Genomic DNA, 24,436 nt, shown 5'->3' on the forward strand with positions numbered 1-24,436 from the left:
TGTGCTCGTTTTCATATTTCATAATTAAAACTAAACGGGACAACAATGTACGCTTTAAAAAACAAATCGCTATTGAGCATGGCTATTGCCATGGCGGTATCAATATCTACTTATGCTAACGACAACACCATAGAAGAAGTAACCGTTGTAGCTAAACCAACGAGCTACGCTAACAATGTTATTGAGCCTGCAATGCTTGAGCAGCAAAGTTCGGTATCGAGCATATTATCGGTTATTGATAACTTACCAGGTATTAGCATAAACGAAGGTGATGCATTTGGTGGCGACGATTGGTCTACTACAATCACTATGCGTGGTTTTAGTATTGATGGAAACCAACAACAATTAGGTATGACCGTTGATGGCATTCCCAATGGTGGCTCTAATTACGGCGGTGGTGCTAAAGCTAACCGTTACTTGGAGAGTGAAAATTTAGCAACGGTAGAAGTAGGTCAAGGTACCTCTGATATTAAGTCGGCTTCACTTGAAGCACTAGGCGGGACATTTAACTTTGTAAGTAAAGACCCAAGCCTTGAAAAAGGCACTACCTTTGCTTATACATCAGGCAGCCACGATGCCACGCGTTATTATATTAAACACGAAACAGGCACTGTTTTTAATAACACCCAAGCGTACGTAAGTTACTCGCAAACCGATACAAGCCGCTGGATTGGTTCAGGCAGTAATGGGGGCAAAGACAACCAACACGCAGAGCTTAAGTTTGTATCTAATTTTGACGATTTAACACTCACTGGTCGTTTATCTTACGATGATGTAAGCGAGACAAACTATAACAGCGTAAGCCTTGAGCAGTTTGAACAAACACCCGATTGGGATCAGCTAACATGGAATTGGACAGGAGTTCCGCATTTTGACCAAATGTTTGCAGAAGGTTGGGGAACGCTTCGTGAAAATACCTTAGGCTATTTAAAATTTGAATACGCTATTTCACCAACTTCATTATTAACTGTTAGCCCTTATTATCATAAAAATTCAGGTCGCGGCGATTGGATCCCACCTTATTTAACAACGCCTGTTGATGAAAATGGTGACCCAACAACCGAGGGTGGCACTAATGCAGGCTCTTATGGTTTTGCTGATAGTGAAGGCAACCCGCTTGCACCAGATGCCGATTGTACGCAAAGTTTGAGCTGGCCATGGGAGTCGGGTCCTGGTTTAAATCCTGCGTGTTACGATGCAACAGCAACGCCTGTTATGTCTTACCGCCACACGCATTACAACAAAGATCGTTTAGGTGTAACGGCAAATTACCAAGCTACATTTGGTGATCACGATATCGAAGCGGGCTTTTGGTATGAGCAAAGCGAACGTGATGAATCGCGTGATTGGCACAAAGTAATTGATGCGCGTATTTATCATCACTTTGATAGCACGCCTTACTGGACACAATACAAAAACACTTTTGATACCGATACATTCAAATGGTACCTACAAGACTCGATTAATTTTGGCGACTTAACATTAAATATTGGTGCAAAACAATATTTAGTTGAATTACAAAAATACGACCACTTTGCTAACGAAAGATCAGATAAAGTAGATAGCGACTCAGACGTGTTATTTAGTGGTGGTGTATTGTATCAGCTAAATAACAGCACAGAATTATTTGCTAGTTACAGCGAGAATTTTTCAGCAATAAAAGACGGTGTACTTGAGCGAGATAGCTCAACACTTATAAACATAGAGCCAGAAACTGCCGACAACATCGACTTTGGTGTACGTTACCAAGCCGACAGATTAACCCTTACAGCAACGGCTTACAGTGTTAAGTTTGATAACCGCATTACCTTTATTGCCCCTGGTAGTGGCACAGATGGGATTGATTACACCATTGGTACAAATGGCTCGTACGTAAATGTAGGGGGTATTGACTCAAATGGGCTCGAGCTTGCAGCAAGCTATATGTTAACACCAAGCTGGAGCGTGTACTCGTCGTATACAAATAGCAGTTCTGAGTATTCATCCGATGATCCAAATGCATACGATTCACAGGGTGTAATATTAAGAGATGAAAGTGGTAATGAGGTAGCACCGAGCTTTAGAAAAGGCGACAGCATAATAGATTCATCAGAAGATTTATTTGTGGTATCTACCGATTACTTTAGCGATGGCTTTCGTGTTGGTTTATCGGCTAAATACACCGGTGAGCGCTTAGGTGCATGGCAAGACGAAGACACTCGCACGCGTAATAAAGTAGACGGCTACACTGTACTTGATTTTAATGCAGGTTATTCAACTGACGTAGATGCAGGTCCGTTTAAAGCCATTGACGTATCGTTTGTTGTTTATAACGTTACTGACAAAAGCTACTTAGCAGGTGGTACTGGTAACGGCGCTACTTATTACATTGGCGCGCCACGCACCGCAGCAGTTACATTTACCGCTGACTTTTAATTAAGTTTTAGTAATTGAATTAAAATAAAGCCCATCATTGATGGGCTTTATTATATGAAAGGGCGCAAAACGCGATGAAAACAATTATAAAAGTAACACTATTTAGCTTAAGTGTATTAGCGAGTAACTTTGCAACAGCAGCGCAAAATGTAGTGCTGGTAACGCTTGATGGAGTACGCTGGCAAGAAGTATTTTATGGGGCTGATAATAGCTTAATTAATAATACTGATTTTGTTAAAAAGCCAGAGCAATTAAAGACCCAGTTTTGGGCAAAAACAGCAAATGAGCGCCAGCAATTACTAATGCCTTTTTTAACGCAAGTAGTGGCTAAAAAAGGGATTATAATTGGCGATAGAGCTAACGGCTCTACTATGTCGGTAAGTAACCCGTGGTATTTTTCATACCCTGGTTATAACGAAATACTCACCGGTGAAGTTGACGAAAATATAAATAGTAATAACAAAGTGCTCAACCCAAATAAAACTATTTTAGAGCGTTTAGATAAGTTACCTGAGTTTAAAGATAGCACAGCCTTATTTGGTAGTTGGGATGTATTCCCATACATTGTAAATACTAAGCGCAGTAACGTGTATGTAAGTGCAGGTTTTATGTCAATTGAAGAGAATTTATTCACAGATGCGCCACTGTTAAATGCGCTACAAAACGAAATCCCCAGTCCTTGGTATAACGTACGACTAGACAGTTTTACATATCGCTTTGCTAAAGCGTATATGTTGGCTAAAAAGCCTAAGTTGTTAGTGATAAGTTTAGGCGAAACCGATGACTTTGCGCATGATGGTCATTACGATCAATACCTTAAATCGGCAAGGCAAAGTGACGCGTTTATAAAAGACTTATGGGCAACCATTCAAACTACAGCGGGTTATAAAAATAACACCACACTAATTATTACTACTGATCACGGCCGTGGCAATAATGCCAACGATTGGCAACATCACAGCTCTAAACGTGCACTTGCTGAGCTAGAGTTAGGTGAAAATACCTACCCAGAAGGAATTGTCGGCTCTGAACATATTTGGCTTGCAGCCATTGGCCCCGCAATAAAAGGTAGTGGCTTAATTAAAACTAAAAATGAGCTTAAACAAGCGCAAATAGCGGCGACCGTTTTAAAGGCGCTTGGGCAAAACCCAAATGAAATAAATTCAAATATGGCGCCTGCTATTAGCGAGATTTTAAAATGACGAACCTATTAAAACCATTAACCCTATCTGCCTTGGCGCTGAGTTTGGTTATTAGCGCAAGTGTTACTGCCGCGCCATCTAAAATCCTATTTGGTTCGTGTGGGCATCAAGATAAAAACATACCCATATTTAATACAGTTAACAAAGAGCAGGGGGATTTGTTTATATTTTTGGGTGACAATATTTATGGCGATACCAACGATATGGATGTACTTGCCGAAAAATACCAACGTTTAGGGGCAAAGCCTGGTTTTAAAACGTTGAAAGCGCAAACGCCTATCATTGCTATGTGGGATGACCACGATTATGGCCAAAACGATGCAGGCAAAGAGTATCCGCATAAAGAGCAATCACGCCAAATTATGCTTGATTTTTGGGATGAACCTGTAAACTCAGTGCGTCGCACTCGCCCTGATGGAATTTATACCTCGTACATGTATGGTGAAAATGAGCAAACCATACAAGTAATAATGCCTGATTTACGTTGGAATCGTGATGCGCTAAACCATGTAAGCGAGCTTGAATACTACACTAAGCGCAAACTTAATAACCAAGGTCCATATAGTCCTAGTGAAGTGAAGGGCGCATCCATGTTAGGTGAAGCCCAGTGGCAATGGCTTGAACAAGAGCTTAAAAAGCCCGCTGCAATAAAATTGATTGCCTCAAGCTTACAGCTTTTACCCGATTTTACAGGTTGGGAGTCATGGGCAAACTTTCCTGAAGATAGAAACCGTTTATTTGCATTAATTAAAAAGCATAAAGTAAATGGGGTCGTGATCATCAGCGGCGATACGCACTGGGGTGAAATATCAAAGTATCAGCAAAACCTTGATTACCCATTAATTGAGATGACCAGCTCTGGCTTAACTGAAAAATGGAAAGACGTAAGCCCTAACAAACACCGAGTAGGGAATTTTACCCATAACGTAAATTATGGTGATTTAAGCATAGACTGGCAGCAAATTGATCCCACTATTTCACTTAAATTAAAAGGCATTGATGGCGAAGTAATAATGCAAAGTGACTTTAGTTTATCAAGTATTAGCCCTTATAAATAACATTACTCTATAAACAAAAACGCGCAGTGATCAAAATTAATGCTGTGCGTTTAAATTACTTGCTAACTCTCTGATTTATTAATATCAATTACCTGTTTGCGCTACCCCTAATATTGAAAATATCTTACACTGGTTTTATCTCAAGCAAGGTCAGTGTTATATGCTAAATATTATTCAATCAAACCGCATGGAAGCCCTGCAAGCGCAGTTCCACCAGCTGTTAAAAATAAACCCATTGCAAAGCCCGTTCGACAAAGAAGTGGTGCTAGTGCAATCGCCGGGTATGTCGCAGTGGTTAAAAATAGGTTTGAGCGAAAACTTAGGGGTTGCAGCGCAGGTAGATTTTCCGCTGCCGTCGAGCTTTATTTGGCAGTTGTATCAGCAATTACTGCCAAATGTCCCTAAAGAGTCGGCATTTAATAAGCCCAACCTTGCTTGGAAACTGTTTGCAATTTTACCAACCTGCATTGATGAACCGCTTTATTTGCCGCTAAAAACCTATTTAGAGGGCGATATTGACGGGCAAAAAACCTTTGCGCTATGCGAAAAAATAGCCGATGTGTACGACCAATATTTAATGTACCGACCGCACTGGATAGCCACATGGGATAGCGGCAAAGATGAGCTTGATGACGTAGATGTAGCCATTGCCCCATGGCAACCTGATTTATGGCGACGCATTGTAAAGCTAAGCCAAGAACTTGGGCAAAGCCAATTTCATCGCGCTAACATGCAAGGGCAATTACTTGCAGCACTTGAGACTATGGATAATAGCATACTGCCACAACGCATTAGTTTATTTGGTATATCGGCGATTGCCAGCTCCCAGCTTGAGGTGTTTGAAGCACTGAGTAAAAAAACAGAGGTTATATTATTCTTTTTTAACCCAAGTGAGCACTACTGGGGCGATATCATAGATGAAAAAACAGCAGCTAAAATAAGCGCTAAATACGCCAAAATGCCGCTGGTGGAAGCGCAACAAAAAAAACAAACCAATCCAGATGAAGAATACTACTTTATTGGTAATCCGTTGTTATCGTCGTGGGGTAAATTAGGCCGCGACTATTTTGAACAACTTGTACAGTTAGATGCCCGTTGGATTGATGGTTTTATTGATGTGTTTGACGACACCTTACTAGGGCAAGTACAAAGCGAGATTTATCAGCTTGCGTTTAAAGGCGAATCGCTGACCGATAACAAAGAGTGGTTTATAAACGACGAAGGTAAGTTACCAATCAGCGCAACCGACACCAGTATTACGCTCAGCGATTGCCATACACCGCTCAGAGAAGTTGAGCGCTTGCACGACTACTTACTTAACTTGTTTAATCAAAACCCAACGCTTACCCCCAAAGACATAATTGTCATGATGCCCGATGTAGGCACTTACAGCCCCTACATTGAAGCCGTATTTGGCGGGGCGCAAGGCAGCCGTTTTATTCCGTACGCATTAGCCGATTTAGCCATAGAGCAAGAAAAGCCCGTCCTTAGTTCATTTGCGAGTTTAGCTAACTTACCGTTTTCGCGCTTTGGTGTGTCGGATATTCTCGATTTATTACAAGTGACGCAAATAGCCGAAAAGTTTGGGCTTGAAGCACACGAATACGAGCAAATTCAATATTGGCTTGAACGTGTAGGGGTAAAATGGGGTATAAACGCAGCGCATAAAAGCAGCTTTGATTTACCCGCTATCGATTTAAATACCTGGCAACATGGGCTCAACCGTTTACTGCTTGGTATAGCCATGCGCGACGAACAATGCCCGTTTAACGGTATTTACAGCGCTGATGAAGTAGAAGGCATGGCGCTTGATACGCTCAACAAGCTCGTGCATTTTATTGATGTACTGCAAAGCTTTAAAGAGCAGCTAACGCCCGATGATACGCTCACTAATAAAGCGCATATTTTAAGCGAGCTATTAAACGCCATATACGAAAGTGAAAGCGACGACAGCTGGGATTTATTAGTACTTCAAAACGTGCTCGAAGAGTTACAAAAACACCACGACAACGGCGATTACAGTAAAGCAGTTTCGCAGCGTATTGTTAGTTACTTAGTTAAACAAGGCATTCAAGAAAAAGGCGTAGGGCAGCGGTTTTTGGTTGGGCAAGTAAACTTTTGTACGCTTATGCCCATGCGCGCCGTACCATTTAAAGTGGTATGCATGCTGGGCTTAAACGATGCTGACTACCCGCGTAACGTACAGCCTATTGGTTTTGACTTAGTGCCTTATTCTAAAAAGCAAAAAGGTGACCGATCACGTAAATTAGATGACCGCTACTTATTTTTAGAAGCACTACTGAGTGCCCGCGACAACTTATACATGAGTTACATTGGTCGCTCGTGTTTTGATAACCAACCGCGCATGCCATCAACCCTTGTAAGCGAGCTGTTAGAATATATTGGGCGTAGTTTTGTATTAAGCGAAAAGAGTGAAAAAACGCTGCCCGCATGTCTAATTAACCAGCAGCATTTACAGCCCTTTAATAGCCATTACTATTTAGCCGATGAGCAAGCAAATACTGTGCTGAGCAACCACAGTTACAATCCAATTTGGCTGCCAAGTGAGTCAATTAAACCAGAGCCAGTTATTGCGCTTGATGTGACTGTGCCAGATCAGCTAGATCTCGATGTGTTTATTAGAAGTGTGTGCAGCGCGCAAGAGAGCTTTTATCAACAAACATTGGGCTTACGCCTGCCACAATTTAATGAAGTAGCAAAAGACGAAGAACCCTTTAGCCTAGATGCGCTGCGCCGTTATTTTTACCTTGATGAAATACTTAAAGCCAATATAAACGAGCAACCACTGAGTACCGAGCAAATACTGCAGCGGGGTGAGTTACCTCAAGCCAATGTAGGCAGCCTCATATTTGAGAGTATGGAGCACCGAGTTGATGCGCTTGCAGGGCAAGTTAAAGAGCACATTAAAGGCGGAAAAAGTGAGCCGATAGAAGTTTTGCTTACCATTGAAGGCACCAAAATAGAGGGCTGGCTCAATCATGTGTATTTGCAAAAACAAGTGTTTTACCGCAGTGCGAGTATTAAAGCGAAAGATTTAATTAAAGGCTTTATTTATCACCTCGCAGCGCAAAGTATGGATCAACAAGTAGAAACATTGTTACTTGGGCTTGATAAGCAAATTACCTTTGCGCCAATTAATAAAGCTGATGCTGATGCACTATTAGCCGATTGGTTTGAGTTATACAAAGCGCTGCGCGCGGAGCCTGTGCCGTTCTTTCCGGTAAGTGGTTATGAATACGTTAAAAGCGGCGGCGATATAACAAAAGCAATGAGCAAATTTAGCCCGCAATACATAGGGCGAGGTGAGGGCGAAAACCCGTATATTCGCTTAACGGTGCAATCGCTAAATGACTGCCAAGAAGAATTTATAAAATGGAGTGATAAATTGCTCACGCCTTTATTTGAACACGCAAAGGAGAGTGACCATGCAAGCGCTTAATCCTCTTACTATGCCGCTCATTGGTCAAAGTTTAATAGAAGCCAGTGCGGGTACTGGTAAAACTTATACAATTACGGGGCTGTATTTACGTTACTTACTAGGCATGCAAATAGAAGGTGAGTTAAATACGCCGCTGAGTGTTGAGCAAATTTTGGTTGTAACCTTTACCGATGCCGCCACTCAAGAAATTAAAGACCGCGTACGCAGCCGAATTATTGCTGCGCGCGACGCACTGCTTGGGAAAAACCCAAACGACGAACTCATTGAAGGCGTAATTGCCAAAATTGACGATAAACACCGTGCGTTTGATTTACTCGATGCGGCTGCTAAATCAATGGACGAAGCCGCTATTTTTACTATTCATGGCTTTTGTCAGCGGATGCTAAAACAACATGCGTTTGAGTCGGGTGTGGCGTTTAATCTCGAATTTATTTTAGATGAGCGCGACATATTACTTGAAACCATTAAAGATTTTTGGCGTGCGTTTGTATACCCACTTAATAAAGAACGCACCGATGCTATTTTAGATGTATTTGCCGCACCAGAGTCTTTATTCGCTCAAGTGGCGAGCATTTTAAACAAAGCTAATGCGCACATTACGCCACAAATAAATTTAGATGATGTATGGAAAGCCCGTGACGAGTACATAACCCTTGTGCCTGCATTTAAAAAAGCGGTGTTAGAGCAAGAGTTTATCGGTGCTATTAAAAGCTCGGGTTTAAGCGGGTCTAAAACGCCAGCACGAAAAGGCAGCCTTGGTGCGCTTGAAGCATTTTGTTTAGGCGGCGATTTGTTTTTTGAATTTGGCACTAGCAAGTATTCGTTTGAAGTGTGGAGTACAGAAAACTTAAGCGATGTGAGCAATTATAAAAAAAATCAGCCATTATTTGTGCATCCATTACTGAGTCAGTTTGACGAGCTTGCCGCCCTTAACAACACCATAAACCAAGGGCTCAAAATAGCGGTTGTACAACATGCAGCACGCTGGGTAAAAGCCGCAATAGTTAAGCGTAAACAAGAGCAAAGCGTTATCACCCCAGATGACTTATTGACTAATTTACATAGTGCGCTTAATAACGAGCAAGGCGACGTACTAGCGCAAAAAATTGCACAGTTGTTTCCGGTTGCCATGATTGATGAATTCCAAGATACCGATCCGATTCAGTACGGTATTTTTAGTAAAATTTATGGGCAACAAAATACCACGCTTGCCATGATAGGCGACCCTAAACAAGCTATTTATGGCTTTAGGGGCGCAGATATTTTTACGTACATTGGCGCAAAAGAAGCTGTACAGACTGATCAGCAATTTACGCTGGGGACTAACTTTCGCTCGAGCACCGATATAGTCAATAGCGTTAATAGTTTATTTGGCAAACACGCTAACAGCTTTATTTATAACGACGCCATACCGTTTAACGCAGTAGCTGCTAAAGGTAAAAAAGCGGAAGACTCTTTTTTAATTGATGGCAAACCCGCGACCGCATTCGAATTTAATGTATTTGTGGATGAAGCCGCAGACGAAAAAAACAAACCAACCAACAAAGGTGTAGGGCAAGCACATTTAGCCACTCACTTTGCTAATAAAATAGTCACCCTGCTTGAAAAAGCAAAACAAGGGGATGCGTGTATTGGCAGTACCCCTCTAAGCGCTGCCGATATTTGTATATTAGTGCGCGACCGTGTTGAAGCGCAAATAATGAAAAAAACGCTAGATGATGCCAAAATAGCCAGCGTGTATTTATCGCGAGAAAGCGTTTTTAGCCAAGAGCTTAGCCATCACCTACTTAACTTTTTAACAGCGCTGCATGGTCAATATGATGAGTCATTGCTGCGCGGTGTTTTAGCTGGTCCACTATTTTGTTTAAGTTATAACGAAATACATGCACTCGCTGATGATGAAAATCAATGGCAAGACTACTTAAACTTTTTTGCACAACTTAGCCACATTTGGAACAAGCAAGGCGCTATGGCAATGCTTGAGCGCTTAATGAGCCATAACCAGCTTAGCGCTAAATGGCAAGGGTTAGGATATAACGTTGAGCGTTGGCTGACGGACTTTAGGCACTTGGGCGAAATACTTCAGCAAAAACAAATAGAGCTTGAAGGCACGCTGCGTTTACTGCGATGGTTTGCACAAAAGGTAAGCCAACAAGACGGTGAAACAGTACAAGTACGCCTTGAAAGTGACGCCAACTTAGTTAAAATTGTCACTATGCATGCCTCAAAGGGGCTTGAATACCCTTTGGTATTTATGCCGTTTGCCAGTGGCTATCGCGAAACAAAAGAAGCGCTTTATCATAATAATGGCAAGCTAGTTTACGATTTAAGTAAAGACGAAGATGCCCTTCAAAAAGCAGAACAAGAACGCCTAGCTGAAGATTTACGCCTGCTTTATGTAGCACTTACTCGCGCCGTACATTTTTGTGCGCTTGGTGTTTATAACATTGGGCAAGGACAAAGTAGCCGCTTGGCTATGCAAAGTAGTGCACTTGGGCATGTTTTATTTGCAGGGCTTGAACTTGCCAGTAGCCAAACATGGCGCACGCATTTAAGTGAGTTTTGCGACGCTAACAGCGCGATGAGCTATCAGCAATTTACCTCACAAACATTATTAGAGCAGGGAACACTTTGTTTTAATAACAGTGAAAGTGCGCAGCAAACGTTAAGTGTTAATAAAGTAACGGCAAATATTGAGCGTAACTGGCGAGCAACTAGCTTTAGTGCATTGAGCTTTAAAAAGCACAGCGACCAATTAGCCCCAGGGCGAAGTGATGAAGATCACGAAAAAGACGAGTTTGCAGTGCAAGAGGACGAAATACCATCACCTTATAGTTTTCCTAAAGGGGCAAAGCCTGGTAGCTGTTTACACGAAATATTTGAACAAATAGATTTTACTAGCCCAATAGTTCACCCAATTAATACTGAGCAAAACTTATCTGAGGTAGTTAAGGGCAGCCTTGAAAAGTACCACATAGGTGAGCAATGGCGAGAAGTGGCTGAAAAGTGGGTACTTGATGTTCTTGCGTGCCCCCTAGATAACAGTTCTTTAGAAAAAAGCCTTCTTTCATTGGGTGTGCTTACACCCAAAGATTGCCTAGTCGAAATGGAATTTAATTTACCTCTTGAGAGCTTAAGTGCACCAAAGCTAAACGAAATGCTGGTTAAACATTTTGGTTTTACACAAAGTAAGCTTGAATTTTCGCACGTAAAGGGTTTGTTAAAAGGCTTTGTCGATTTAATATTTTGCTACCAAGGCAAATATTATATTTTAGATTATAAGTCTAATTATTTAGGTAGCACGCCAGCTGATTACGAGAGCGACATGCTTGAGCAAGCGATGAGCAGTCATCAGTATCATTTACAGTATTTAATCTACACGGTAGCGCTGCATCGTTTATTAAAACAACGTATAGCTGATTACTCGGTAGAAACCCATTTAGGCGGCGTGTATTACACGTTTTTACGTGGGATGCCGGCAGGGCAAGGCGTGTACTTTAAAAAGCTAACTGAAGAACAAGTGATTATTTTAGATGGCTTATTTAGCCAAGGAGCCATGCTATGAGCGATTTAAATGAGCAACCTGGCTTGTTTGACGATATAGACGAGACACTTAATAATGAAGCCGTAGAGCCTCTTACTTCAAAAAATGTAGCACAAGATGTCCCATTAGAGGACATTGTGTTAAATAATACGATTATCGAAGTCCCGTTACTTGAATATTTATTAGCGCAAAATCGACTACGTGTGGTTGATGTTAAACTCGCTGAATTACTGTGTGCTAATGACATTGAGCAAACACATAATGAGCTGTTTTATATTATTTTATTACTGTGCTTATCGCAGCAAAGCCAGCATAGCTGCCTAACTTTAAATGAGGTTGACTGGAGCAATCCTTTTAACTTGCGCAAAAGCGACTTTAATAAACTAGATGGCAATGTACCCAGTACGCTAAGCCCGTTTAGTGATGACTTTAATGTACATACAGCGCTCAGTTATTTACAAAACCATGAAAGCGTGGGCGAAAATAAACCACTGCAACTGTTTAAAGAGCGACTTTATTTTGCGCGCCTTGCCGGTTATGAGCAAACACTCGCAGATAGACTATTAAGCATGAGCGAGCGAAAGCTCAATATTAATAATGAAATATTGGCAGAACTTTTAAATACCTATTTTCCTGCTGATTCTGCAATTGAAACTGATTGGCAAAAAGTGGCGTGTGCGATTGCTGCCACCAAAGGCTTTAGCGTGATCACGGGTGGTCCAGGTACCGGTAAAACTACCACAGTGACTAAGTTGTTGGCTATTTTGCAGTCACTTTATAAAACCGCGCCGCTTAGCATTAAGCTGGTGGCCCCTACAGGTAAAGCCGCTGCACGTTTGAGTGAGTCTATTTTAGGCGCTAAAAATAAGCTCACAACGATTCCTGATGATATAAAAACGCTGATACCGCAAAACGCTCAAACTATTCATCGCTTATTAGGCGTAAAACCGTTTACTAATAAATTCAGACATAACAAAAGCAATCCACTGCATTTAGATGTGCTGATTATTGACGAAGCCAGTATGGTCGATTTATCGCTGATGGCTAAATTAATAGAAGCACTGCCTGCGCATGCGAGATTAATACTCCTAGGTGACAAAGACCAGCTGGCCTCGGTAGATACTGGCAGCGTAATGAGCGATTTATGCCAAGGTTTAACACTTGGGCAAACGCCACGCTACTCGCAAGCACGTTGTGATGAGCTAAATAGCTTATGTTTTAATAATGAGCCTAAGCTCGTAGCGCAAAGCGTGAGTGAATTTAAACTCGCAGATTGCGTTGCCTTTTTACAGCACAGTTATCGATTTGATGCACAAAGCGGCATTGGTCAACTCGCACTTGCGGTAAACACAAATAACACCGGTATTTTAAATTACGTTGAGCAAGAAAGTACCGAAGGGCGTTTTAACGATGTAATTTTAGATTACGACTTTGTAGCGAAACCAATTGAAAAGCTTGTTAAAAGTGCAGCAAGTCATTATGCAAAATACCTTAACTTAATTGCCCAAGGTGCAGATGTTGCACAGGTGCATGCTGCTTTTGCGAGTTACCAGCTTTTAGCTGCGGTACGAGAGGGCGATTACGGCGTGCATAGCTTAAATCAGCGAATAGAGCGCGTATTGCAACAGCAAGGTTTAATAACAGTTAGCCCTAATACTCATCATTATACAGGCATGCCCATTATGGTGAGCCAAAACGATTACCAGCTTAAGTTATTTAACGGCGATATTGGTATTTTAATGCCCGATGAAAGCAATCAGCTCAAAGCTATATTTATTGACGAGCAAGGTAATCAACGAGCATTTTCGCCAGCACGACTCCCTGCACACGATAAAGTATACGTAATGACTATTCATAAATCACAAGGTTCAGAGTTTAGTTACACCGCTATGGTACTTCCACCGCTAAAACAAGCGCGCATGGGTATTAACAGGCAATTAGTGTATACGGGAATAACCCGCGCTAAAAATAAGTTTGAGCTGGTGGCTGACAAAAAAGTACTGCAACTAGCAATGAATAAAAGCGTATCAAGAGCATCTGGTTTATATGAAAGGTTACAATTTTAAGCTTAATTTGAATTTTTTATTAATAATTTAGCTTCAAACTGCTTGTTATTTATCGCGTTATTATAAATGTCTTCTATACTTAAGTTAATTTTATATTGAATGTTTTCGGGCGTGTTGATCTTTGGTGGGTGAATTTGCAGTAGTGTGTTTGGTTTTTAGCCAAGGCAGAGCCTATGTAGTGTGGTATTCCCCATAAATAGGCGATAACGTAGTATAAATACCAAACATACGCTGCCCTTTGGGTTCTTTCTAGGGACGATTAAATCTTTGTTGCCTACATGGATGTAGGTAAGGGGCGTGAGCAGGACGCGGAAGCTTTGCTCGGTTTTTACTTATTCTTACATGGATGTAAGCCATTAGAATAACGCAGGAGCAGTTATCGAGCCCACTAGGTTACAAACCTCGCGCCGTGATTTAATCGCCCCTAGATTGAACAAATTTCAATCCACAAAGGTCAACACGCCCTAGTAAGGATATTAATGTTTTTTTCTAAAAATAAGCAAAATGAAATAGCCTCTTTAAAAGCAGAACTCTATCCGTTACAACAAGTGTGGGAAGGGCTTTACCGAGAGATGTTAGTACTGAACATTCTCTATGATGGCAGAATTTCGCACGCCAATGATAGGTTTTTAGAAAATTTAGGCTACAACGAAGACGATCTTACTAATAACTCTTTTGATGATTTTATTACTGAGTCATCTCGTCAATCTTCAGAATTTAAAAGCCTACAGCAAGCTATAAAAAAAGAAGGGCATTGGGGCGGTGCATTACAAATTGCGCGCGGTGATGGTAAAGCTGAATGGTTACGTTTAATAGTACATCCTGTAAAAGGGGAGCAAGATCAGTTGCTCTATTTTTCTATATTCGGGAGTGTGCTTACAAAAACAATCACAGCTTCTCGCGAACAAAGCGACACTATTAAAGCGATATATCGCTCTATGGCAGTAATTGAATTTGATTTAGAAGGCCATGTTTTAAAAGCAAATGAGCAGTTTTTATCAGCAATGGGTTATCAAGAAAGTGAATTAATAGGAAAACACCATCGCACATTTTGTGAAGCTTCAGAGTATAATTCCCGAGAGTATCAACAGTTTTGGGCTAAATTAAGAGAAGGACAGTTTATAGCGGAGCGCTTTAAGCGTGTTGATAAATATGGCAATGTTGTATGGTTAGAAGCGTCATATAACCCAATCTCAAATGACGCGAATGAGCTTTATAAAGTAATGAAGTTTGCAACAGTTATTACAGAGCAAGTAAATCAAGAAATTGCGATATCTCAGGCTGCCGAAATTGCTTATAGCACCTCAACCCAAACGGATAAAAAAGCAGAGCAAGGCGCGAGCGTTATACAAGATACGGTTGCAGTAATGACCGAGCTGGCTATTAACATGGAGCAAGCGGCAAGTGAAATTTCAGCGCTTGATCAGCAGTCGCAACAAATATCGAGTATTGTACAAAGTATTAGTAGTATTGCAGAGCAAACCAATTTGTTAGCATTAAATGCCGCAATTGAAGCGGCTAGGGCTGGAGAGCAAGGTCGAGGTTTTGCTGTGGTTGCAGACGAGGTTCGATTGCTTGCATCGCGTACATCAAAAGCAACAGAAGAAATTGTAGAAGTAGTACAGCGTAACCAATCACAAACCCAAAATACGGTGGCTGTAATAGAAAAAGGTAAAGAAAAAGCAGAGCAAGGTTTAGCACTATCTAAAGAGTCGGGTGATGTGATGCAGGAAATTCAGCAAGGCGCACAAGAAGTTGTAAATGCGATTGGGCAATTTACCAGTGAACTCAAAGCTAACGGCTAGATTAGTTACGTCCTTATTCTAAAGCGGGCACCTTTACCGGTACCCGCTCAACCTAACCCCCCTCAATATTACTCTCGAAACATCCCTGATAATTTTAAATTTAACAACTATTCTTTATTAACCCATTAAATAACAAGTAATAAGTTTCTTCATCCCTATAAATGATAATAAATTGTTGCATTTTTGTTCTTTGTTCCTAATACTGATGAACGCCAAGGCTGACAAGCCCTAGTATGAATACCTTAAATGATAATAAAATATTACGTACACAACATTAAGGAATTGTATGAACAACACTAAGCGCACACACACATTAATTAAACCAAGTCACCTAATTGGTGCTGGGCTTGCTATGCTAATGAGCTTTTCTGCTGCGAGTAAAGACTACAAAATTATATTAATTCACGGGTTACAAACTTCGCAAATAACCAATAAGTCGGGTAGTGATGTAATTAATGACGGTGAAACATATTGGCAATCGTACTGGAATAATCGTGCAGATGAGCGAATTGATTGGCCTGCTTATGAGCGAATTGAAGGTAAAATTGCTACCGTTTGGGTGTGGCCAAAGTTAAAGCAAATTTCACGCTCTAATTTATGCAGTGATGGCTGTGTATTTGTAACACATTCAACAGGCGACTTAGTTGCACGCCATATTATTGATAACCAAGAAAACTGGTTAGAAAACGCAGGCTTACAGCCGCTTAATATTGTTGCGACGTTTGATTTAGCAGGCGCGGGTGGTGGAAGTGAGCTTGCAGATGTAGCCGTTAGTGCTTTAACTGGCGCATCATGGAACTTTGCGGTCGATGCAGCACTCAAATGGTGGCTAGGGAGCGATGTAACCGAAGCTGTTGGTGTATTACACGATTTAAAAGTGAATAATGCCCGTAAAATATCGCCATTTCCTGATGCACGTACACCTAGATTACGCTTTGTGGCAGATGGTAATGCGTATTTAGGTTTAACAGGTGGATTTTTAAAAGGTAATGATGATTCGGTTGTAGCATCGCACTCTTCATGTGGTGCAAGTTCGGCTGGCTCGTTTGGAAGTTGTAGCAGCAGTATTGATACAGATGGCCATTTAAAATCGCAAGGTGATGCTGTTAGTAGCTTTATGCCAAATCATTATCCAATGATGATGAGTGACAGTTATAGCCATAACGAAATACATAACGCGCAGCGTAAAGGTAATGTCACAATAGCCATGAATAACGTAAATGTTGAAGGTAATAACGTAGGGTTTAATACGTTTGATAAAACTACAGGTAGTTGGTTTTGGAAAAAACAATATCGTTATATTAGGGATTCAAATAATTTAAGTGCATCAGCACTTATTTATAATGTGATTCCATAACATAGAAGGCGTGTAGTGATACCAATCTGCATAAATCTTTGATCAATTTAACGAATTAAATTCCACTATAACGTCGTTAAAAATTTTTTATTTACGACTGCATGGATGCAGGAGGTAGAGCAATGCAGGGAGCAATTGCCGAGAACAACTAGATACAAAAATTTTTGCCTAGTTCTAGCGTAATTTTCTTAACGTTAAATAGACCCATATATAAGCAGATTGGTATTAAAAACTATACGCCTTATAAAAGATTGAAATATAAAAATGAAAAAATTTTATGTCGTTGCTTTAATTATTAGCACTATTTTATTCTCGCTATGGTTTACTGGTAAAAATGATGCTCATAAAGTTGCTGAGCCAATAAAACCACAGATTAAACACAGCGCGAACGCACCTGACTTATCGCCTGTAAAAGTGATCCCTATAGATGTGCCTAAAGCTAAAAAACCACAATCAAAAAAGCAAATTGCGTTTAATGAAGACCTAACAAAAGCAGCGCAGCAAGTGGTGATGCAATACGAAAGTGCACTTAAGTTTCCTCCTTATTCCCAACCTTTGAGTCCTTTAGATGAAGATCGATTAAAGCCAAATCAGTTTTATCCTGTGTCGAGCCCCATAGGTGAAAGCGGCGATGCTTTAACGGTAAGCCTCAAACAATATCGTTTTGTATATCCAGAAGAAATAACAATAAAGGTAAGCGCTCAAGGGCTTGGTAAAGTGGTCGTTGAACTTGCAAATACTGATACAAAGGAAGTATTAAATACCCATACGGGCAATGCGCGTGAAGGTGAGGCAATTATTACATTTAAAGAAGATGAAGATTACCCTCGTAGTTTGCAAGTGTATGTGCAGGGCGATGTTGACGGCAAAAAAGTACCCGTAGTTGCGCAAATTCAATATATGCCGCCAAGTGCTACTTTGACAGGTTTTGAAATTGCTTATGCTCAAAATGAAAACATGATTATGCCAGCTAATTTAACGGTGATAAAAAGTGGTTTGTATCGTGTTAGGGCGAATTTATATAGTGGTGATACACCACTTGCTCACTTGGTATCTAAGGAACGCTTAACACAAGGGAGCCAAACCGTAGACTTAAAAGCTCATTGGTCAGTATTACCTAAGGGCGTTACCGATATGCGCTTAAGTGACTTTGTAATAGAAAGAATGTCGCCAAGCCCAGGTGAGCGTAACAGCTTTGGGAATAGTGAAATAAGCCATTTTGATATAAACGATTTCTCGTACGACAGTTTACAGCAGTTGCCGTATCAAACTAATGCACAAGAAAAGTTAAGTTTAGAGTTTTTACAAGGCCTAGCTGAGAGTTAAAAAGACAACGTAAGGCTGAATTGGTAAATTTAAGGGGGTTGTACATAAATACAACCCCCTTAAATTTGTTAGCCTAGATATGTTAGCTTAGATTTATAGTAACTACACTTGGCGCTTCTTGTTCATCAAGCTCATTAGTAACAGGCACTTTAGGAATGTCTGGCTTATCAAGAGCTATATCGCCACCATCGATGACTTCACCGGTTTGTAAGTTTTTAAAATCAAACAAATCAGCATCAGCTAAGTGTGAAGGCACAACGTTTTGCATTGCTGTAAAAATACTCTCAATACGACCTGGGTGCTCAGCATCCCATTTAGCGAGCATTGCTTTTGTATGTTTACGCTGTAGGTTTTCTTGCGAACCACATAGGTTACACGGAATAATTGGATAACCTTGTGCAAATGCGTATTGGCTTATATCGCTTTCTTTGCAGTATGCAAGTGGGCGAATAACCATATGCTCGCCGTTATCACTCATTAATTTAGCCGGCATACTTTTTAGTTTTCCACCGTAAAACATATTTAAAAACAACGTTTCAATCATGTCGTCACGATGGTGGCCAAGGGCTATTTTAGTTGCGCCTAACTCATTTGCTGTGCGGTATAAAATACCACGGCGCAGTCGTGAGCAAAGTGAACAGGTTGTTTTACCTTCAGGAATAATGTCAGTAACAATGCTGTAGGTATCTTCTTCTACAATTTTGTATTCTACATTTAATTTATCAAGATACTGGGGTAAAACGTGCTCAGGAAACCCTGGTTGTTTTTGATCTAGGTTTACAACAACGAGATCAAACTTTATAGGTGCTACACGTTTTAAATGTTGAAGCATTTCAAGCATTGTGTAGCTGTCTTTACCACCTGATAAACACACCATTATACGGTCACCTTCTTCAATCATATTGAAGTCCATAACGGCTTGACCAGTTTGGCGACGTAAACGCTTTTGTAGCTTATTTAAGTTAAATTGAGCTTTAGCTTGATCTGAGTGTGACAATTACGCCCCCTAGTAAAACAATACAGCAAAGTTATTTGCTAAAAATAAAGGGGCGTATTATACCCAAACCACCTGAATATGCGAGTTTAGGATGTAATTAAACACGGTATTTTTAGCAAGTAACAAACTGGATGTTACTTGCTAAATTTTTAATTAATCTAGTTTCTTTGCCATCGGGCTTACGTAACCATCGGGCTTAAGTGCTAGTACATCGCAGTCAAGGCTATCAATTACATGCTCTGCTGTATTACCTACTAAAGCGGCACTTAAGCCTGTACGACCAACGGTACCAATAACAACTAATTCGCTATTTAACCGCTTAGCTACATCAGGGATTACATCCTCAGGTAGGCCTTCTTCAATAAAACATTGCTCTTGGCTTAAATTAAACTCAGCAGCAAGTGCATTGGTTGATTCAATGTGGTGTTTTTTAACTGATTCGTTATAAAGTCCAGGGTTAAACTCAGGAATTTCGATTGCTATATTTATGGGCGTTGCAGGATAAGCATTAACTAAATTAAGTTTTGCGTTGGCAAGTTCACATAAAAATTGTGCGTCTTTAATTACCCGTTTATTAAGTGCTACATGTTCTTCGTTTTCACTAACCGCATTCACAGCAGCTAAAATATTACCGTTTTCTGGCCATGCCATTTCTTTAACAAACAACACCGGGGCAGGGCATTTTCGTACTAAATGCCAGTCGGTAGGGGTGAAAATAACGGATTTAAGTGCACCATGTTGATGTGTGCCTTTAATTACTAAATCGTACTTTTGATCAATTACAGTATCGATTATGGCTTCATAAGGACGGTTATGCCAAACCACTTGGGTGTCAATATCTATATCTTTGTAAGGTGAAACCAAATCTTTAAGCCATAGCTGGCGATCTTTTAGTACGGCATCACGCATTGCTTCGCGTTCATCGCCAGATAGCATCGTTGTCATTTCATAAGAGAAGTCGTAAACCGTCATAAAGGCGGTAATACTTGCGCCAGATTTTTTGGCTAAGTCTATTGAACGTGATAAACCGTGTTGATCGTCTTTGGTAGGGTCAATAACCGCAATAATGCGTTTAATAGTGTTCATATGCTACTCCATTTGCCTAACGGGTGTACAATTAGTGTAACGCAAATATAAAACAGTTAAAGGGGTAGCATATAAATTGTTGTTCTAAATCAAACTATTTAATTTAGCGAGGCTTAACGATTGCTGCCGTTTTAGCTAAGGCATCATTATCTAAAATTGTAATAAATTTACCTTCTACTTTTATTAAGTCGGCTTTTTGAAAACGGCTTAATAAACGGCTAATGGTCTCTACGGTAAGGCCTAAGTAGTTACCTATTTCACCGCGAGTCATGGTAAATCTAAATTCTTTGCGTGAAAAACCACGTTCACCAAAACGCTCTGATAAGTTATAAATAAAACTAGCTAAGCGTTCTTCTGCTGATTTTTTATTGAGTAATAACAGCATTTCTTGATCGTATGTAATTTCGCTGCTCATCAAGCGCATTATTTGTTGACGAAGTTTTGGTAATTTACCAGCAAGTTCGTCAAGGGTATCGAATGGTATTTCGCACACCATTGACGTTTCAAGTGCTTGTGAAAAACTCTGGTGCGCCATTTTACTTATCGCGTCAAAGCCTACTAAGTCACCCGCTAAATGAAACCCGGTTATTTGCTCATCACCTTGCTCTGATAATGTGTACGATTTAAATGAGCCAGAGCGTACAGCATAAATAGCCTGTAAAGGTGCGCCTGATTCAAATAGATAATCACCTTTATGGAGTGGTTTTTTTCGCTCAATAATTTCGTCTAGCTTATCCATTTCTTGGCCATTGAGTGAAAATGGCAAGCACAATTGACTAATACTGCAGTTATTACAGCTAATAGCACAATTACCTTTAGCGCGACTTTGAGAGAAATCCATAATTTAATCCGTTTAAATTTTTATACACACGACTGCAAAATAACCATAAAAGGTTAATACTGCGAATAGGTTATTGTATCAGCTTGTCAGTTGCAATTATCAATAAGTAGATACCATACCAGATTATAACACTGCCCAATACAATTCGGGTCCAAGGGTGGTTAATAATACTATTTAGTTTTTGTGCGGTAACGCCTAACGTGATCATTGCGGGAAAAGTACCCAAAGCAAAACAAAGCATCACTAAAGCACCGTCTAGGGCACTTGGGCTAGTCATCGCCCATGTAAGTGCTGAGTAAACAAGTCCACATGGAAGCCATCCCCACAAAGCACCGTAACCTAGAGCTTTAAAAGGGGAGTTAATAGGCATTAAGTATTTATTTAGCTTAACAATGTGTTGCCACACTAAGGTTTTACCAATTTTTTCTAACCATTGCAACGTAGGACCCAAGCGCATTATATACACGCCGACTAGGAGCATAAAAATAGCTGCAATGAATGAAAGTGCTAAAGAAAAAGATGTGTTTTGCCTAGCAAATTGGCTGCTAATACCAGCAACAAGTGCACCTGCTGCCATGTAGCTCAGTGCACGCCCGGTATTATAGGCAAATGAATAGGTAAATGTTTTGCGTTTATCACTTGCCAGTTGTAATGAGCTTGCAATACCGCCGCACATGGCAATGCAATGACCGCTACCTATTAGCCCCATTAAAAATGCGCTGGTGTAAAGAGGGTCAATCATTACTTTTGTTATGTTGCTCTTTGTCGTCTTCAAACAAAATACTATGACCTTGCTTATTTAAATCAGAAAACTGCTCACTTTTTACGGCCCAAAAGAAAACGCCTATAGCAATAATGACAAACAAAATGGCAATGGGGATCAAAATGTAAATTATGCTCATAACTTTAATAGCCTTAGTGAATTACTAATCACAATAATTGAGCTGGCAGACATGCCAATAACAGCCATCCACGGAGCGACTAAGCCCAGCGCTGCCAATGGTAATATGGACGCATTATACAATAAAGACAGCGCAAGGTTTTGCTTAATAATTCGTCTGGTTTGTTTTGCCACATTGAGTAAATGATCAATTGAAGCTAAATCGCTATTAAGGAGCACTACATCGGCGCTATTTTTTGATATGTCAGCACCGGTTTCCATTGCAATGGATAAATGCGCGCTGGCAAATACAGGGCTGTCGTTTACGCCATCGCCGACCATTGCTACAACTTCGTTTTGTGACGCCCATTTTTCAACGGCTGTTTGTTTATCTTGTGGCGAACACCCAGATTGCACACTTTCAAGGTTGAGTTGCTTAGCTACTTTTTGCCCAGCATCTGATGCGTCACCGGTTAACATATGACACGTTAAATTTTGCGATTGAAGTGAGCCTATAAGCTTTTGAGCATCGTTTTTTACTTTATCAATAAAGTAAAAACGTGCAACAACCTGCTTATTTATATACAAGCTTGCTTGTGCATTTGATTTTTTGCTATCAAACCAACCACTTTTACCAATTGCATAATGATTGTTTGCATCTTGTGCGCTAATTCCCAGACCTGGATGCACTTCAACGTTATTAAGATTGTGGTGAGCAGGAGTAATTTCATCAAATGCGCTGGCTATAGGGTGTTCAGAATAACGCTCTAACATAGCTGCTATATCTAGCACTTGCGCTTTTGTGTATTGCTTATCGAGTATATCTACTTCATCTAGGCTAAATTTACCTTGGGTGAGTGTGCCTGTTTTATCAAAGGCAAATAGCGTAATTTGTGAGAGTGTTTCGAGCACATGCGCTTGTTTTATTAATACGCCTTTACGGGTCAAGGTTGCAACCGCGCATGTAAGTGCGGTTGGTATGGCTAAACTCAGGGCACATGGGCAGGTAGCAACTAAAACCGAAATGGTGATCCAAAATGCGTGTTCAGGGTCAATTTGGTACCAGCCAATAGCTGTAAGTGAAGCAAATATAAGCAGGCACGCTATAAACCATTGCGCAACTTTATCTGTAATTTCAACCAGTTTAGGGCGTTTAGTTAATGCGTTGTGTTGCAAGCGGATAATTTGATTTAAAAGGGTATTTTGGCCAATTTTATTAATTTTTATTTCAATAACGCCGTCGTGGTTAACGCAACCGGCGTAGACATTGTGGCCGATAAATTTTGTAACGGGTTGGTGTTCGCCCGTCATCATTGATTCATCAACCGTAGTTTTACCCTTTATAAGCTCGCCGTCGGCAGGGATTGTTTCACCCGCTTTAATGAGTACTACGTCATTAAGTTTTAGATTTTTGGCTGCAATTATAAGTTCTTCACCACTGTCGTTAATGGTGCGGGCTGTTAATGGCAATAATTTTTGTAAGTTGGCAGTAAATTCGCTCGCTTTTAAACGCGCTCTAAATTCAAGGTACTTACCTAATAAAAGTAAAAAGGTAAACATGCACACAGATTCAAAATATACTTCGCCGACTTGCATAAATGTGGCGTAACAACTTGCGCCAAACGCACCAAAAATAGCCAGCGATACGGGTAAATCCATATTGAGCTGTTTTGCTTTTAAGCCATTCATGGCGTTGGTTAAAAAGGGCAGTGCGCTATATAAAATAACCGGAGAGGCAAGTACTAAGCTGATCCATCTAAAATACTGCTCAAAATTGCTGTCCATCCCTGAGAACATGCCAAAGTACATGGCAAACGCAAACATCATAACTTGCATGGTCATTAAGCCTGCAACACCTAAGCGGCGAATATAGGCTTTGGCAGTTTGTTGCTTTTGTTGAGCTTCAATATCTGATTGAAATGGGTAGGCTTTATAACCAATTTTGGCTAAGGAAGTAATAATTTCGCTCAATGGGGTGCTGGTTTTATCCCATTGGATCATCGCGCGGTTGGTGGATGTATTTACATCAACCCGTTTTACAGTATTTAAGTTTAAGAGTTGTTTTTCGATAAGCCATGCACACGCTGCGCAGGTTATACCTTCAACACTCAACAATACCTCTGAGATATTGTCGTTAGTAGCTATAAATTCGTCTTGAATATCTTCGTTGTCATAACTTTTTATAAATGCGAGTTGCTCAGGTACCAGTTGCTCAACCTTGCCTGCGCGAACAGTTCGGTATTTATAATAATCAGTCATACCTTGATCAACAATATTTTGCGCAACTGCTTGGCAGCCAATGCAACACATTGGCTGGGCTATATCGTAAATTATAACGTTTGCGCTAAATCCGTTTGGCACACTTTCAAGGCAATGAAAGCAAGAGTGAGACATAGTGA

At 40.5% G+C, this 24,436-nt stretch carries 15 protein-coding genes; 9 read left to right on the plus strand and 6 right to left on the minus strand.

What is annotated here, in order from left to right; translation table 11 throughout:
- Positions 1–45: 45 nt before the first annotated feature.
- The 9 genes from GQR47_RS14535 (at position 46) to GQR47_RS14575 (ending at position 18,233) form a co-directional block, all read left to right on the plus strand.
- Positions 46–2,415, plus strand: coding sequence for a TonB-dependent receptor (locus GQR47_RS14535; RefSeq protein ID WP_165723928.1), 2,370 nt, complete (start codon positions 46–48; stop codon positions 2,413–2,415).
- A gap of 74 nt (positions 2,416–2,489) precedes the next feature.
- Positions 2,490–3,617: an alkaline phosphatase family protein gene (locus GQR47_RS14540; protein WP_165723929.1), complete on the plus strand. Its 1,128-nt coding sequence runs from the start codon at positions 2,490–2,492 to the stop codon at positions 3,615–3,617.
- Positions 3,614–4,675, plus strand: a complete 1,062-nt coding sequence (locus tag GQR47_RS14545; RefSeq protein ID WP_165723930.1) for an alkaline phosphatase D family protein — start codon at positions 3,614–3,616, stop codon at positions 4,673–4,675. The genes GQR47_RS14540 and GQR47_RS14545 overlap by 4 nt, the downstream gene beginning before the upstream one ends.
- 160 nt (positions 4,676–4,835) lie before the next feature.
- The gene (recC, locus tag GQR47_RS14550) at positions 4,836–8,135 is read left to right on the plus strand and encodes an exodeoxyribonuclease V subunit gamma (RefSeq protein WP_165723931.1); all 3,300 of its coding nucleotides are present in this window, start codon (positions 4,836–4,838) and stop codon (positions 8,133–8,135) included.
- The gene (gene recB, locus GQR47_RS14555; protein ID WP_165723932.1) at positions 8,122–11,700 is read left to right on the plus strand and encodes an exodeoxyribonuclease V subunit beta; all 3,579 of its coding nucleotides are present in this window, start codon (positions 8,122–8,124) and stop codon (positions 11,698–11,700) included. The genes recC and recB overlap by 14 nt, the downstream gene beginning before the upstream one ends.
- Entirely contained in the window at positions 11,697–13,745 is a 2,049-nt protein-coding gene (recD, locus tag GQR47_RS14560; RefSeq protein ID WP_165723933.1) for an exodeoxyribonuclease V subunit alpha, read from the plus strand. Before recB ends, recD begins: the two co-directional genes overlap by 4 nt.
- Before the next feature lie 479 nt (positions 13,746–14,224).
- Positions 14,225–15,550, plus strand: coding sequence for a PAS domain-containing methyl-accepting chemotaxis protein (locus GQR47_RS14565; RefSeq protein WP_149602861.1), 1,326 nt, complete (start codon positions 14,225–14,227; stop codon positions 15,548–15,550).
- A gap of 286 nt (positions 15,551–15,836) precedes the next feature.
- Positions 15,837–16,907, plus strand: a complete 1,071-nt coding sequence (locus GQR47_RS14570) for a hypothetical protein (protein ID WP_165723934.1) — start codon at positions 15,837–15,839, stop codon at positions 16,905–16,907.
- A gap of 264 nt (positions 16,908–17,171) precedes the next feature.
- A complete protein-coding gene (locus GQR47_RS14575; protein WP_165723935.1) occupies positions 17,172–18,233 on the plus strand; it encodes a hypothetical protein in 1,062 nt (353 codons plus the stop codon).
- A gap of 82 nt (positions 18,234–18,315) precedes the next feature.
- Here GQR47_RS14575 and ttcA read toward each other — a convergent pair whose 3' ends face one another.
- From ttcA to GQR47_RS14605, 6 genes are all read right to left on the minus strand, one after another.
- Positions 18,316–19,230: a tRNA 2-thiocytidine(32) synthetase TtcA gene (gene ttcA, locus GQR47_RS14580; protein ID WP_002963067.1), complete on the minus strand. Its 915-nt coding sequence runs from the start codon at positions 19,228–19,230 to the stop codon at positions 18,316–18,318.
- A gap of 153 nt (positions 19,231–19,383) precedes the next feature.
- Positions 19,384–20,316, minus strand: coding sequence for a universal stress protein UspE (gene uspE, locus GQR47_RS14585; protein ID WP_165723936.1), 933 nt, complete (start codon positions 20,314–20,316; stop codon positions 19,384–19,386).
- A 103-nt stretch (positions 20,317–20,419) separates the two neighbouring features.
- Positions 20,420–21,157, minus strand: a complete 738-nt coding sequence (locus tag GQR47_RS14590; protein WP_002963069.1) for an FNR family transcription factor — start codon at positions 21,155–21,157, stop codon at positions 20,420–20,422.
- 70 nt (positions 21,158–21,227) lie between these two features.
- A complete protein-coding gene (locus tag GQR47_RS14595; RefSeq protein WP_039490095.1) occupies positions 21,228–21,899 on the minus strand; it encodes a sulfite exporter TauE/SafE family protein in 672 nt (223 codons plus the stop codon).
- Positions 21,892–22,059: a cbb3-type cytochrome oxidase assembly protein CcoS gene (ccoS, locus tag GQR47_RS14600; protein ID WP_002963071.1), complete on the minus strand. Its 168-nt coding sequence runs from the start codon at positions 22,057–22,059 to the stop codon at positions 21,892–21,894. The genes GQR47_RS14595 and ccoS overlap by 8 nt, the downstream gene beginning before the upstream one ends.
- Positions 22,056–24,431, minus strand: a complete 2,376-nt coding sequence (locus tag GQR47_RS14605) for a heavy metal translocating P-type ATPase (RefSeq protein ID WP_165723937.1) — start codon at positions 24,429–24,431, stop codon at positions 22,056–22,058. The genes ccoS and GQR47_RS14605 overlap by 4 nt, the downstream gene beginning before the upstream one ends.
- Positions 24,432–24,436: the final 5 nt, after the last annotated feature.

Origin of the sequence: Pseudoalteromonas sp. Z1A2 (assembly GCF_011378755.1) — a bacterium.
Lineage (GTDB): Bacteria > Pseudomonadota > Gammaproteobacteria > Enterobacterales > Alteromonadaceae > Pseudoalteromonas > Pseudoalteromonas distincta.

Coding starts and splice junctions, on each gene's coding strand:
- GQR47_RS14590 (WP_002963069.1), bottom strand. CDS start 21,157: ATGGATTTCTCTCAAAGTCGCGCTAAAGGTAATTGTGCTATTAGCTGT.
- GQR47_RS14575 (WP_165723935.1), top strand. CDS start 17,172: ATGAAAAAATTTTATGTCGTTGCTTTAATTATTAGCACTATTTTATTC.
- recB (WP_165723932.1), top strand. CDS start 8,122: ATGCAAGCGCTTAATCCTCTTACTATGCCGCTCATTGGTCAAAGTTTA.
- GQR47_RS14545 (WP_165723930.1), top strand. CDS start 3,614: ATGACGAACCTATTAAAACCATTAACCCTATCTGCCTTGGCGCTGAGT.
- GQR47_RS14605 (WP_165723937.1), bottom strand. CDS start 24,431: ATGTCTCACTCTTGCTTTCATTGCCTTGAAAGTGTGCCAAACGGATTT.
- GQR47_RS14565 (WP_149602861.1), top strand. CDS start 14,225: ATGTTTTTTTCTAAAAATAAGCAAAATGAAATAGCCTCTTTAAAAGCA.
- uspE (WP_165723936.1), bottom strand. CDS start 20,316: ATGAACACTATTAAACGCATTATTGCGGTTATTGACCCTACCAAAGAC.
- GQR47_RS14540 (WP_165723929.1), top strand. CDS start 2,490: ATGAAAACAATTATAAAAGTAACACTATTTAGCTTAAGTGTATTAGCG.
- recC (WP_165723931.1), top strand. CDS start 4,836: ATGCTAAATATTATTCAATCAAACCGCATGGAAGCCCTGCAAGCGCAG.
- ccoS (WP_002963071.1), bottom strand. CDS start 22,059: ATGAGCATAATTTACATTTTGATCCCCATTGCCATTTTGTTTGTCATT.
- GQR47_RS14535 (WP_165723928.1), top strand. CDS start 46: ATGTACGCTTTAAAAAACAAATCGCTATTGAGCATGGCTATTGCCATG.
- GQR47_RS14595 (WP_039490095.1), bottom strand. CDS start 21,899: ATGATTGACCCTCTTTACACCAGCGCATTTTTAATGGGGCTAATAGGT.
- GQR47_RS14570 (WP_165723934.1), top strand. CDS start 15,837: ATGAACAACACTAAGCGCACACACACATTAATTAAACCAAGTCACCTA.
- recD (WP_165723933.1), top strand. CDS start 11,697: ATGAGCGATTTAAATGAGCAACCTGGCTTGTTTGACGATATAGACGAG.